Origin of the sequence: Thermococcus radiotolerans (assembly GCF_002214565.1) — an archaeon.
Taxonomy (GTDB): domain Archaea; phylum Methanobacteriota_B; class Thermococci; order Thermococcales; family Thermococcaceae; genus Thermococcus; species Thermococcus radiotolerans.
The window spans coordinates 174668-186363 of the sequence record NZ_CP015106.1 but is presented as its reverse complement, the minus strand read 5'-3'; the positions used below and the strand labels follow the sequence as shown (position 1 = coordinate 186363).

General features: G+C 53.4%; 14 protein-coding genes and 1 tRNA gene. 1 reads left to right on the top strand and 14 read right to left on the bottom strand.

The genetic code is table 11. The features are described 5' to 3' along the window. Window position 1 precedes the first annotated feature (1 nt). The 8 genes from A3L10_RS01085 to A3L10_RS01050 all read right to left on the bottom strand — a co-directional run bounded on the left by A3L10_RS01085 (window position 2) and on the right by A3L10_RS01050 (window position 5251). Complete coding sequence (locus tag A3L10_RS01085; protein ID WP_088181552.1) at window positions 2–697, bottom strand: ATPase domain-containing protein; 696 nt, start codon at window positions 695–697, stop codon at window positions 2–4. A 5-nt stretch (window positions 698–702) separates the two neighbouring features. Then, entirely contained in the window at window positions 703–1149 is a 447-nt protein-coding gene (locus A3L10_RS01080; RefSeq protein ID WP_088866003.1) for a flagellar protein G, read from the bottom strand. Between the two features lie 2 nt (window positions 1150–1151). Continuing rightward, a complete protein-coding gene (locus A3L10_RS01075) occupies window positions 1152–1655 on the bottom strand; it encodes a hypothetical protein (RefSeq protein ID WP_088866002.1) in 504 nt (167 codons plus the stop codon). A 9-nt stretch (window positions 1656–1664) separates the two neighbouring features. Then, a complete protein-coding gene (locus A3L10_RS01070) occupies window positions 1665–2567 on the bottom strand; it encodes a FlaD/FlaE family flagellar protein (RefSeq protein ID WP_088866001.1) in 903 nt (300 codons plus the stop codon). Continuing rightward, window positions 2564–3067: a flagella accessory protein C gene (locus tag A3L10_RS01065; protein WP_088866000.1), complete on the bottom strand. Its 504-nt coding sequence runs from the start codon at window positions 3065–3067 to the stop codon at window positions 2564–2566. Before A3L10_RS01065 ends, A3L10_RS01070 begins: the two co-directional genes overlap by 4 nt. A 51-nt stretch (window positions 3068–3118) precedes the next feature. Beyond that, window positions 3119–3775, bottom strand: coding sequence for a flagellin (locus A3L10_RS01060; RefSeq protein WP_088865999.1), 657 nt, complete (start codon window positions 3773–3775; stop codon window positions 3119–3121). A gap of 182 nt (window positions 3776–3957) precedes the next feature. Beyond that, a complete protein-coding gene (locus A3L10_RS01055) occupies window positions 3958–4920 on the bottom strand; it encodes a class I SAM-dependent methyltransferase (RefSeq protein WP_088865998.1) in 963 nt (320 codons plus the stop codon). A gap of 10 nt (window positions 4921–4930) precedes the next feature. Further along, window positions 4931–5251 (bottom strand): helix-turn-helix domain-containing protein, encoded by a 321-nt coding sequence (locus A3L10_RS01050; protein WP_088180656.1) that lies wholly within the window; start codon window positions 5249–5251, stop codon window positions 4931–4933. 457 nt (window positions 5252–5708) lie between these two features. On the opposite strand from A3L10_RS01050, the gene asnS reads away from it, so the two are divergent. After that, entirely contained in the window at window positions 5709–7001 is a 1293-nt protein-coding gene (gene asnS, locus A3L10_RS01045) for an asparagine--tRNA ligase (RefSeq protein WP_088865997.1), read from the top strand. Between the two features lie 76 nt (window positions 7002–7077). On the opposite strand, the gene A3L10_RS10325 is transcribed toward asnS, so the two are convergent. From A3L10_RS10325 to A3L10_RS01015, 6 genes are all read right to left on the bottom strand, one after another. Then, window positions 7078–7779 (bottom strand): hypothetical protein, encoded by a 702-nt coding sequence (locus A3L10_RS10325; RefSeq protein ID WP_088865996.1) that lies wholly within the window; start codon window positions 7777–7779, stop codon window positions 7078–7080. Window positions 7780–8278: 499 nt separating this feature from the next. Further along, window positions 8279–8355 (bottom strand) — tRNA-Arg (locus A3L10_RS01035). A gap of 60 nt (window positions 8356–8415) precedes the next feature. After that, window positions 8416–9552, bottom strand: coding sequence for a thiamine ABC transporter substrate-binding protein (locus tag A3L10_RS01030; protein ID WP_088865995.1), 1137 nt, complete (start codon window positions 9550–9552; stop codon window positions 8416–8418). Between the two features lie 113 nt (window positions 9553–9665). Further along, the gene (locus A3L10_RS01025; RefSeq protein ID WP_088865994.1) at window positions 9666–10607 is read right to left on the bottom strand and encodes a calcium/sodium antiporter; all 942 of its coding nucleotides are present in this window, start codon (window positions 10605–10607) and stop codon (window positions 9666–9668) included. A gap of 40 nt (window positions 10608–10647) precedes the next feature. Continuing rightward, the gene (locus tag A3L10_RS01020) at window positions 10648–11169 is read right to left on the bottom strand and encodes a TIGR00288 family NYN domain-containing protein (protein WP_088865993.1); all 522 of its coding nucleotides are present in this window, start codon (window positions 11167–11169) and stop codon (window positions 10648–10650) included. Beyond that, the gene (locus A3L10_RS01015; RefSeq protein ID WP_088180663.1) at window positions 11166–11675 is read right to left on the bottom strand and encodes a TIGR00288 family NYN domain-containing protein; all 510 of its coding nucleotides are present in this window, start codon (window positions 11673–11675) and stop codon (window positions 11166–11168) included. Before A3L10_RS01015 ends, A3L10_RS01020 begins: the two co-directional genes overlap by 4 nt. Window positions 11676–11696 lie beyond the last annotated feature (21 nt).

Genomic DNA, 11696 nt, shown 5'->3' with positions numbered 1-11696 from the left:
ATCACACCACCGCGGCTATCTCGACTATGAATCCAACCCTCGGCTCCACCCTGAACGGGATTATCTTCTGGAAGATGCCCATGGCGTTGTTGTACTTGACTATGGTGGCGGAGTTCTTCAGGTCGCCGCCGAACGTCTTCACGCTCAGCCGTATGAGCAGGCTGGATGCCTCTTCGAGTATCTTGAGGAACTCCGGGTCTATGTCTGCTGGGTTCACCGTCATTATCGTGACCTTTCCCAGGGAGCTCAGCCTCTTCAGATGAAGCGAGAATGCCCTTATCTCCTCCCTGTCGAGTTCGGATGGAAGCAGGGCGGAAAGGGAATCGATTATCATGACGTCGGTTTTCCACAGCCTCGGCTCACCAACGAACCTCGAGAGGAACTTCCGCCTGTCGGAGACTCCGACGAGCAGGGGATAGAGGGAGACGAACATGAGGCGCCTCTTTATCAGATCCTGGATTATGCTGTACCCCAGCGAATCCATCTGATTTATGAACTCGGGGGTGGTATACTGACTGGAAACATAGGTGGCGGTGTAATCGTTCCTCAGGAGCCCGTAAAGGAGCCTCTGGGAGAATATGGACTTACCGGTACCCCTGTCTCCCTCGATCAGAACTATACTCCCGGCCGGGATGCCCCCTCCAAGGCGCCGGTGAAGCTCGTCGTTGGGTATCTGAATCTTAAGGAGGCTCCCCATGGTCATCACCCCACCTCGAACACGAGCGATTTTCTCTTCCCTGTCTCGATGACGACCGTGATCTTGTGATAACCCGATGATATGAAGGCCGTGGGAACGTAGATTTTACCAACCTCATACGGGGCGAGTGCGCCCGAGGGCTCGAAGGTAAGGTTCGCGGGGGGTATCATCGAGCCGTCTATCATAACGACGACGGAGTTGGGGTCGAAGGAGAAGGAGTCTTTACCGATGTTGCGGATGTAGAAGACGTACGAAGAGCCAGAAACGGGAATGTTCTCGGGATCGTTAATTATCTCAAAATTAGTACGCAGACTCTCGGCCACATCCTGGCCTTTTGTGAGGATACCGCCCGAAATATCCTGGGTAACCACGTACAGACCCCCGGCTACCATACCCGCTACCAGTAGTGAGACGATGAATAGTACAAGCTCCGACACCACTGAACTCGCCATTATTACCCCTCCACAGGGCAGTACCAGGCACTGCTAATCACCTGCGGGGATCCGTTGGTCGCGTTACCGACCCACTTCCATTTTATCTTCAGCCCACAGCCAACCTCGGTGCTTATCACGAGGGAATTAACCAAAGTTTGATTCATTCGGAGGTTTTGAACGGTCAGCTCCATCCATTCGCCGGGCAGGAGGTATTCCCTGCCGGAGGTCAGGACCTTCGATGTCGTCAGGTCTCCGTTGTATATGTACGTCCACTTCGCCGGCGACAGGGTGCTTCCCTCGTTTGTTATGTTGAAGGTGATGTCGTAAAACCCTGTTACGACCGTGTAGTTGTACCCTGTGAGCTCGAGCTCCGATGTCTTTGCCTTCAGGGCCATCTGGTTGTAGTCTTCCGTCGCCTGATGCACCATGGAGTATGCGTTCTCACTCGAGACGTAGAGCATCCCGAAGGAAACCAGCGTTGCTATCAGCAGCACAGCGAAGGCTGCTGGTACACTGACCCCCATGGGAATCCCCTAAACTCCGTACACGTCTTCCAGCACCCTGCCGATCACCCGCATTTCCCTCTCTATGGCGTCCAGCAGTTCCCTGGTTATCCTGGCTCCCCTAAGGCGCTCTATGAAGAGCAGCGAAACGAGGTGATCCTGTATCGTGAGCTTCTCGTCCGGCCTCCAGTCGGGCTCCCGGTGGTGAGGCCTTATGCCCTCAGCGTACCTGAGCAAAGTATTCAGCACGTCCTCAGAAATCCAGCCGATCTGGTAGTAGAACTCAAGCACATCCTCGAGGTTCTGCATGCCGACCCTGTCTATGAGGAAGCCAAGCCACTTCAGCGCCATCATGGTCGAGACCATGTCGTTCGGTATGTGCTCGAGCCTTGCCTTGGTGCGTGGAGGACTGATCAGGACGTCCCTAATTTCAGAGGGGATTTCAAACCCCTTGGAAAGCTCAAACTCCTTCTCCATGGGCTCTACCTCCGTCGGGTTTTGGGCGGGAGACTCAGGAGCCGGTGCTTCCTCCACATGGGTTTCACTGGCGAGGGACCCCTCACCGAAACCTCCGCTGTTTCCAGCACCCATGAGTTCACCGTACTCCACGACCTGGGCCCCTCCCATTGGTTGATTCTGGGCCTCGCCCCACAGTGACTGATTAGCCTGAGCCGCCTGCGAGAGGTTCATGAGGTGATTGCGTATCTCCTCCAGGTACCTGCCGATCTCGTCCACGCGGCTGTCGAGCCGGGAGAGCTTCTCGATCTGCCCGGCGTAGGTGCGGAGCACCTTGTCAACTATCCTGTCAACCTGCTCCGGAGTCAGTATGTCGCGCTTCTTCATGAGGCGGTCTTTGAGGTCGTCGATAAGGAAGTTCGGGACCTTGCCCCTGAGGCGCTTGAGCCTCTCCTCAATCTCGGTTTCGGTAATCATACCCCTCCCTCCGATATGGCTTCGTATATCAGATCATCGAGGTCCATACCGTCGATTACAAGGAGCCTCAAGTCAGATTTTATCTGCGCTATCTCAGCTTTCAGGCTCTCAATCTCCTCGCTCAACTCCTGAATCTCGCTAAGTAAGGGATTAGCGGAATCAACATCCTTAAACGGATTAATCTGCTGCGAAACTATCTCATAGAGGACCATAACGTCCTTTATCACCTTATCCAGGCGATCTATCTCCTCACGGAGCTCGTTTATCTGGGTCTTGAGGGTGTCTATACTCACCTTTATGCGGGGAATGTCGTTCTCGATCTCGTTTATTCTCGTCATGACCTGGGTTATGAGCTCCTCTTCCTCCTTTTTCTTCTGAGCCATCTCTTCCGCGGCTTCCTGCTCCAGCTCATCAAGCTTGATTATCTCCCTGTTGTCTTCCGCCTTCTCCTCCCCCTCCTTTTTCTTCTTGAACTTGTTCTTCAGGTACGAAAACGACATTCCGATCACCCGCGAGGAAAGTTGTGGAAAAAGGAAAGAGGGTATATGGCTTCACTTGAGGTCGACTATCTTGTCGGTGTCGCTGAGACCGTAGGCGGTCGGGGTGATGACCTTAGTGTAGCCAGGAGCACCGAACTCAGGAACGACCCTGATGGTTATTGGAGTCCTCGGCTCAACACCGCCGAAGACGGCGGTGAGGTTGACGGTGAGCAGGGCTATGTCTCCGGTGGTAAGGGTCGGAATGGTGCCGCTGAGGGAGCGGTCAGCGTCCTGGACGATGAGGATTCCAAACTCATGGCTCCAGTTTATGCCAGTTGCGTTCCAAGGAGCGGAGTTGGTGTCAAACATACTGCCGCTTATGGTACCCTTAGCGCCACCGTAGGAGAGAACAACCTGTTTCTCACCATTGTCAAGGTAGATCTTGGTCTGGTTGAGGTCAATGGGGCTGCTTCCAGCGTTAAGAGAGACCTGTATCGTCATCAAGGTCATGTTGTTGGAAGAGGGCGCGTAACCAGTCACTGCGTCGATCTTTATGCCCGTTGAAACCTCCTGGGTGGTCTGCCTGCCCGTGGCCTCGGCCCTCTGCTGGAGGTAGCCGCTGGTGTTGATGAGAACGGCGGCGGCTACTGCGGCCACTAGAACCATGGCTATGAACACTATCAGGGTACCGATACCGACGGCACCCCTCTTCTTCTTCAGCAACCTCATCTCCTGGCACCTCCCTTAGGGATTTTGCAATATATTCTAGGAGCTTTGCATATAAATCGATTTTTTGTTGGTAATTATGTAGAAACTAGTGTACCTACATATGTAGGTTGATACTACTTCAAGAGATAAATACAGGATGGCAGATTCTACAACGAAGATAACGGGTAGAATGTGAAGAAACGTTACATCAAGCGCGTCACCAGCAGGGCGGATTTACCGACGGGCTCAACCTTCACGTCGTATGGACTCTCCTCGACGGCAGCGATTATATCTTCAGAGCTCGGGAAGCGGGTGAATTCCCTGGTCAGGCTCTCAAAGAACTCCAGGGCGGCGATCCGTGGGTAGTTGTCCCTGAAGGGTTCGATTATAACGAGCTTCCCGCCAGGCTCCAGGGTTCCAATTGCCCTCTTGACGGCCGCTCCGGGGTTCTCCAAGTACTCCAAGACGAAGCTCATCACCACGGCATCGTAGGTGTTCTTGACCACAAGTTTCCTTATGTCCATCTCCCGTAGAACCACCCAGTCCATGCGGGCGTTCCTAACGCGGACCTTGGCTATGCTCAGCAGTCCCGGAGAAAAGTCAACGCCAACGTACTTCCCGTTTGGACCAACGGCTTCCCCAAGTTCCACGGGGGAGACGGAGCCGCAACCGAGGTCGAGGATGCGCATGCCATCCTCGAGGCCGAGGAGACTCGCTGCAAGCTGCCGGTAGGTCCTGTTGAGCTCCATCAGTAGGCGCATGTCCCAGAAGTCGGCGCCCTTGTCGAAGTCCATGAGTATCTTCGGGTGCTCCGCGGAGATGAAGGCGTAATCCGCCATCTTGTAAAGCTCCTCAACTATCTGGACCCAGTCGGAGAGGAGCTTTCCTGCGTCTTCCGCGCTTAAGTTGAACTCGTAGGAGAAACCCGGCATCTTAAGGATGCCGTCGGACTCCTCCACGAAGCCAAGGGAGACGTAGGTATCTATGAGCCTTCCCAGGTACGCCTTGTTGGAGACCGGGATCACTGACAGCAATTCTTCACGGGGCATTCCACTCGCGAGCCTGCGGAATATGCCGTACTTTAACCCGAGCCTGAGGAGATGCCCAAGGGATAAGTCGACGATCGCCTCAAGGTTCCTGTCGAGTATCTCCGCCAGTGGGTTCATTGCCGTCACCTCAGGTGTACCTCGAATAGTATGAGTGGTAGGACTTCAGGAGCTTGACGACCTGCTTCCCGTACTCAGTGAGCCGGTAGTACTTGAAGCCCTTCTCGGTAACGACCTCCACGAGTCCGAGGCTCACGAGGGAGCTGTGGCCGTTGTATCGGTTCCCAAGGCCGATAAGAGCACCCTTCACATTTGAGGGGTCTGATTTGACCACCCGCGCGATTTCAGAGAGGTAGGTGGGGGTGGGATATATTTCATCGAGATAGAAGAGTATCCGCTTCCTCAGTTCGCTGCGGTTGATAGAGCGGATTACAAAGGGATCAATGAACATTTGAACATCCCCCCACCACTACCCCGCAATAATTAAAGACTCTCCAATTCTCACCAAAATATGTTGAGCACGATACTATATAAATGTTACCATTTGTGAACTAATAACCCTTTTCAACTTGTCAAAATGTAATTATTATCCCAATAGATATTCCATTGTTGAAGGTTTATCCAGTTTGGATAAAAATTATCCAAGGATTGGATGACTCCCAACTCCTTCGAGGGTGCCCAACACTGGGTATCGTCATATTTTGGGAGAATTTCCATACTTCATGATGAAATGACAATCGAGGGGACAAAGAATTTAAATTATGGTTTTCAAACCTACACCCATGCCGCTGATGATAGTCGTGGAACATAGAATAGGGGCATTTCCCCTTTGGATAAATTGACGCTCTTCTGGTAGCCCAATCGCTACCGTTATAAAGTCCCCTTCAAAGCCTCTGGAGGTGGTAACGATGATTGATAAGGTTTATTGCGCCGACGTTCGGCCCGATATGGAAGGCAAGCGCGTTAAACTCGCCGGATGGGTTTATAGGAAGAGAGAAGTTGGAAAGAAGGTGTTCATAGTCCTCCGCGACTCAAGCGGAATAGTCCAGACCATATTCAAGAAGGAGCTGAGCGATGAGGCCTACGCCGAGGCAAAGAAAGCCGGAATAGAGTCCAGCGTGATAGTCGAGGGTACCGTTAAAGCCGACCCCCGCGCCCCCACTGGGATCGAGATTCAGGCGGACAGGATTCAGATTGTCCAGAACGTTGACTTCTTCCCGATAACCAAGGACGCGAGCGACGAGTTCCTGCTGGATGTGAGGCACTTGCACCTGCACTCGCCGAAGGTCGCCTCAATAATGAAGGTCAAGGCAACGATGATGCAGGCAGCTAGAGAGTGGCTCCTCCAGGACGGCTGGTACGAGGTCTTTCCGCCGATACTCGTCACCGGAGCCGTTGAGGGCGGTGCGACGCTCTTCAAGCTCAAGTACTTCGACAAGACGGCTTACCTCAGCCAGTCGGCCCAACTCTACCTTGAGGCCGCCATCTTTGGCCTCGAAAAGGTCTGGTCGCTCACGCCGAGCTTTAGAGCGGAGAAGAGCAGGACGAGAAGGCACCTCACCGAGTTCTGGCACCTTGAGCTTGAGGGTGCCTGGATGGACCTCTGGGACATAATGAAGGTCGAGGAGGAGCTTGTGAGCTACATGGTGCAGAGAACGCTTGAGCTCAGGAAGGGCGACATCGAGACCTTCAGGAAGGACTTCACCACACTCAAGAACACCGTTCCGCCCTTCCCGAGGATAAGCTACGACGAGGCCATAGACATCCTCCAGAGCAAGGGCGTCGGGATAGAGTGGGGCGAGGACATGGGCGCCGACGAGGAGAGGATCCTCACCCAGGAGTTCGAGGCCCCGTTCTTCGTCTACGGCTATCCGAAGCACATCAAGGCATTCTACATGAAGGAGGACCCGGAGGATCCGAGAAAGGTTCTCGCGGCGGACATGCTCGCGCCGGAGGGATACGGCGAGGTCATCGGTGGTTCACAGCGTGAGGACGACTACGACAAGCTCGTGCAGAGGATTCTCGACGAGGGCATGGACCCGAAGGACTACGAGTGGTACCTCGACCTCAGGAAGTACGGCAGCGTCCCGCACAGCGGCTTCGGCCTCGGCCTTGAGAGGCTCGTTGCCTGGGTGCTGAAGCTCGACCACGTCCGCTGGGCCACGCTCTTCCCGAGGACGCCCAGTAGGTTGTATCCTTAAGGTCTTCAAAGCATATTCTGTTTCTTTTAATATTGCTTGATTTAGGAAGATCAAACATGCTCACAAGAGTTCAACATTATCTGGGTAGTATTTCATTTCTAATTTTTCCAACTCTGTAGCCTACCACAAGCACAAGAACTAAATTCAAGAAAAACAAGATTTGAACTATTTCTACAATGCTTTCTACTAAGAATTTAGGAGTCAGCGAAATTTTGAACAACATCGAAAACGTTAAATCCTGATGCACTATCCGCGAGAGATAATTCCGAATTTGCTCTGGGCCTATAATCTCAATAATCACTGGCAATATTAAGAGGAACGTAGTAATCAACGGAGACAGAAGTCCCTGTTTGATACTCCTCGAGAACTCTCTTTGATACCACGCGAAAAGCAATAAAATAGTCCATGAAAAGACAAGTCCACAAAACATACCCAATAGAGGAGCGACTATTGCATCTAAAGCCTGAATTCCCATGGAAACTCCAAACTGGAGAAGCAGTAACATCAAAAAATACAAAATCACAAAAGGAGTATAATAACAGACAAGCAAGATTGATATCTCGATAATAGTCCCAAATTGTCTATTAATTTGAAAGGCTCTCTCCCACACTCGATTCTTCAGAAGTTCGTTTCTTTTATATCTCTTACATCCTGGAGGAAGCATTGAACTTGGGGAGTAATACCAGAAAAAGATACATAACAACTTTCTAAATATAACTAGGCTTGCCAATCCCGATATTACAAACAACCCAACGATAAACCACTCTACATAACTCATAACATATGTCCTTTTTAAGGCAAAATTTAAATAATTTTCTTCTAGGTAATTACTTCCAACAGAGTTGATTCAGAGAGTCATGAACCTAAAAGCTCTCAAGCCCCTGCTTGGCAAAAGCGCTCTTATAGGTAGATAGCACACTAACTTCAGAATATATTAAGTGGTAAAGTCCCACTCCGGGGGTTTGAGAGTACAGGAAACTTTGCTCTTGCAAGGCTTGACCAAAGTTTGTGATTGCCATTTGAATTAGCCGTTTAAACGGTGCACATTCAAATTTAGCATTTAGATAGTAATTTCACTTGAAATTTGCCGTTAACCTTTGAGTCCATTTTTCTTTTTGACGCCCGTAGGGCGTCATATTTAAGGGACTCGGTGAAAGCTTAATTAAAAACAAGGAAATCCAACTAGAACCAGCCTTTTAATAACGTGCACTCTAAAAGAAGACACTTTGAAAAGCAATCACCAACTTTGATGAAACTTTGCGAAGGCAAAGTTTCTGTGGCGGGCCCGGCGGGATTCGAACCCGCGACCTCCGGCTTAGAAGGCCGGCGCCCTATCCTGCTAGGCTACGGGCCCTCGCTCCTAAGGTGCCGGGGCGCTCTTATAAAAGTTGCGGTGAGGAAAAAGGGAGAAACCTCACCGCCTCCTCCTGAGGAGGAGCGGTATCAGGGCCAGGCCAACTATCAGTGCAGGACCGCAGATTCCCCCGTTCTCCTCAGGGGTCGTCGTGGTCGTCTTCCCGAGTATCTCGTCCGGGCTCTTGCCCTCTATCATGAGCTGGGTCCACTGCTTGAGCCAGAGGTCGTAGTTGTTCTCGATCTCCTTGGGGTCGACGGTCACCGGTTTGTCTATCTTCACCGCGTACTTGAAGACCTCCGGGGTCTGAACGTTTTTGTTGACGGGATACATCCACTGGTTGAGCGGGAGCTTCTCCTGTGCCTCCTCGCTGATGAGAAACTCGATGAACTTCTTGGCCAGCTCAGGGTGCTTGGCGCCCTTGACGATTCCCGCGCCCTCTATCTGGAGGTAGTTGCCCTCCTTGAACGCCACGGCACCGACGTTGGTGTTGTTGTCGTAGTAGACGGTTGCAGCCGGCGAGGTGGCGTAGCTGAGGACCAGCGGGTATTCACCTTTGGTGAAGGCGTTCCAGGCTGCGCTCCAGCCCTCGACTATCTGGACGTCGTTCTCCTTCAGCTTCTCCCAGTAGTAGAGCCAGTCGTCGCCGTAGACCGCTATCGTCCAGAGGAGAAAGGCCATTCCCGGTGAGCTGGTGCGCGGGTCTTCGATTATCAGCTTACCCTTCCACTCCGGCTTGGTGAGGTCTTCGAGGCTGGTTGGCGGGTTCTGAACCATATCCTTGCGGTAGTTGATGGCTATGAAGCCGTAGTCGTAGGGCGTGAGGTGATAACTCGGGTCGAACTTCTCAACGATCCAGCCCGGAATCACGTCGGCGTTGGCCGGCTTGTAGGGTTCCAGCACGCCGGCGTCAATGGCTTTGGCCAGGTAGCTGTTGTCTATGCCCACCACAACGTCCGCCTGCGGGTTGTCCTTCTCAAGGATGAGCCTGTTGAGAACCTCACCGGCGTCGCCGATGAGGACGAGGTTCACCTTGACGCCGTATTTCTGCTCGAAAATCGGAACTATCTCCTTCATCCACCACTCTATGCTGTCGTAGGAGTAAACCGTCAGCTGCTCCTGGGCTTTAACGGGCCTCGAAGCCCCGATGGCACCGAGGAGCAGGAGGGTGAGCAGCAGCGTGGCGAGCTTCCTCATTCTTTCACCCCCATGAACAGGTTTTTGGTTTTCATAAGGGAGTAATAGGGCGGATTAAAAAGCTTTGCGCCCCAGAATTGTGGACTGAAAATAGCGTAAAAGAGGGAAACGGGTCAGCCCTGCGGCAGGTGGACGCCACCGGTGAGGTAGACGTAGATGAAGTACGAGTAAATCGCCAGCAGCACTCCGCCGGTGAGCCTGTCTATCCTGCCGGTGAGACGGAGAACGGCGGTGAGTATGCCCATGACGAGGAGCGTCAGGGGCAGGGTGAAGGTGTATATCGTCGCGTCCACCCTGATCGGGTTTATGAGGGCCGCTATGCCGATGACCATGAGGACGTCGAGGATGTTCGCGCCGATTATGTTGCCCACGCTGATGTTCGGGAGCCTCTTGATGGTCGCCATGAGGGAGTTGGTGAACTCGGGCAGGGAAGTCCCGATCGAGACCATCGTGAGGCCTATGACGACCTCGGGAACTCCAAAGGCTCTGGCTATCGTGACCGCGCTGTCGACCACGAGCTTGGCACCGGTCACGACGAGTATGCCGCTCCCGAACATTATGAGGGCGTCCCTTCTAGGGTTCCCGCGTCCGCCTTCGGGGAGCTCCTCCAAGGTCATGTGCTTGCGGTAGAGGTAGTAGAGGAACCCGAAGTAGATGAGTATCAGGCTGGCGCCGTCGAGCCGGCTTATCGTGCCATCGTACATGAGCAGGCCGGCGTAGGCAGTAACGCCTATCATGAAGAGGGCATTCTTCCAGGCGGTTTTCTCGACCTTCAGCGGACGGAGCAGGGCGGAAACGCCGAGAATGAGGGCGATGTTCGCGAGGGCACTTCCTATCGCGTTACCGAGGGCTATGTCGGGCTTTCCCTGGTAGGACGAGATGGCGGAGACTGTGACCTCCGGAAGGGTGGTGGCTATGCTCGCCAGGACGAGCGCTATGATGAACTCGCTGACGCCAAAGCCCTTCGCAACGCGCGAGGCGGCTTCTACAAAATAGTCGCTCCCCTTGATGAGCAGGATGAGGCCGAGCGCGAAGAGGATGATTTCAACTATCACTTTCTCCCACCAGAATAGGGCTGGAAAGAAAGCTTAAAAGCTATTTGGCCTCGTGAGCGTCGATACCTTTGCCCTCCATCTTGATGACGTAGTCCGCTGCGTTCTGGAGCGCGACCGAGAAGCCCGGCTCCACCCCTATGACTATCGTCTCCTTACCCCTGCGCTTCGCCTCGTTGACTATCGGGAGGAAGTCCGCGTCCCTGGTGGCCAGAGCGATAACGTCGACGTCGGAGTTGTAGATGAGCTCCATGGCCTCGATGGCTATCCTCACGTCGGTGTCGCCGGCCACTATTATCGGCTCAAGCCCCTGGTTCACGACGGCCTCTATGAGCCCCTGGGGAGCGTACTGGTTGAGAACTACCTTGGCCACCCTGAGCTTTCCAATCCGCTCGAGGGCGTCTATGATGTCCTCCAGCTTTATCCCGAACTCCTTTCTGAGAATGTTGGGACCGTCGATGATGAGGCCTATGCTTCTCTTCTTCTTCGGCTTGGGCGTCTCCTCGCTGACCTCCTTGACCTCCTTCTCCCCGCGCCTCAGAACCCTGAAAAAGCGCTCCTTCATTTCTCCTCACCGCCCTCGAGGATTATGGTGTAGTCGGCGGCATGCTTCAGCGCCGCCGAGAAGCCCGGCTCGATTCCGATGACGATGGTTTCCTTGCCGCGCTCCTTGGCCTTGAGAATCACAGGCAGGAACTCCGCGTTTCTGGTGGCCAGGGCGATAACGTCGATGTTCGGGTTGTATATCTCCCTCATCGCCTCGACGGCGAGCTTCACACCCGTCTCGCCCGAGACGACGATTGCCTCAAAGCCCTGGTTCGATACCGCCTCTATGAGCCCCTGGGGGGCGTACTGGTTCAGTATCACCTTGGAGACCCTGAGGTCGCCCAGTCCCTCCAGGGCCTCAACTATGTCCTCCAGCTTGACGCCGAACTCCTTCCTGAGGATGTTGGGGCCGTCGATGAGAAGTGCTATCCTCTTACCCCTGCTTATCTTTCGTCTCATCGTTCCTATGCTCCTCATGCCATCCTTCGTTATCGAAATTATCTTCTCCCAGTTGCCGCCCGGCATAGGAGTCACCGTTGGAATGGA

What these genes read in the sequence shown, in the direction of transcription:
- A3L10_RS01050 (WP_088180656.1), bottom strand. Translation starts at nt 5,251, where the DNA reads ATGTTCATTGATCCCTTTGTAATCCGCTCTATCAACCGCAGCGAACTG.
- A3L10_RS01015 (WP_088180663.1), bottom strand. Translation starts at nt 11,675, where the DNA reads ATGCCGGGCGGCAACTGGGAGAAGATAATTTCGATAACGAAGGATGGC.
- asnS (WP_088865997.1), top strand. Translation starts at nt 5,709, where the DNA reads ATGATTGATAAGGTTTATTGCGCCGACGTTCGGCCCGATATGGAAGGC.
- A3L10_RS01055 (WP_088865998.1), bottom strand. Translation starts at nt 4,920, where the DNA reads ATGAACCCACTGGCGGAGATACTCGACAGGAACCTTGAGGCGATCGTC.
- A3L10_RS01020 (WP_088865993.1), bottom strand. Translation starts at nt 11,169, where the DNA reads ATGAAGGAGCGCTTTTTCAGGGTTCTGAGGCGCGGGGAGAAGGAGGTC.
- A3L10_RS01080 (WP_088866003.1), bottom strand. Translation starts at nt 1,149, where the DNA reads ATGGCGAGTTCAGTGGTGTCGGAGCTTGTACTATTCATCGTCTCACTA.
- A3L10_RS01065 (WP_088866000.1), bottom strand. Translation starts at nt 3,067, where the DNA reads ATGTCGTTTTCGTACCTGAAGAACAAGTTCAAGAAGAAAAAGGAGGGG.
- A3L10_RS01075 (WP_088866002.1), bottom strand. Translation starts at nt 1,655, where the DNA reads ATGGGGGTCAGTGTACCAGCAGCCTTCGCTGTGCTGCTGATAGCAACG.
- A3L10_RS01085 (WP_088181552.1), bottom strand. Translation starts at nt 697, where the DNA reads ATGGGGAGCCTCCTTAAGATTCAGATACCCAACGACGAGCTTCACCGG.
- A3L10_RS01060 (WP_088865999.1), bottom strand. Translation starts at nt 3,775, where the DNA reads ATGAGGTTGCTGAAGAAGAAGAGGGGTGCCGTCGGTATCGGTACCCTG.
- A3L10_RS10325 (WP_088865996.1), bottom strand. Translation starts at nt 7,779, where the DNA reads ATGAGTTATGTAGAGTGGTTTATCGTTGGGTTGTTTGTAATATCGGGA.
- A3L10_RS01070 (WP_088866001.1), bottom strand. Translation starts at nt 2,567, where the DNA reads ATGATTACCGAAACCGAGATTGAGGAGAGGCTCAAGCGCCTCAGGGGC.
- A3L10_RS01030 (WP_088865995.1), bottom strand. Translation starts at nt 9,552, where the DNA reads ATGAGGAAGCTCGCCACGCTGCTGCTCACCCTCCTGCTCCTCGGTGCC.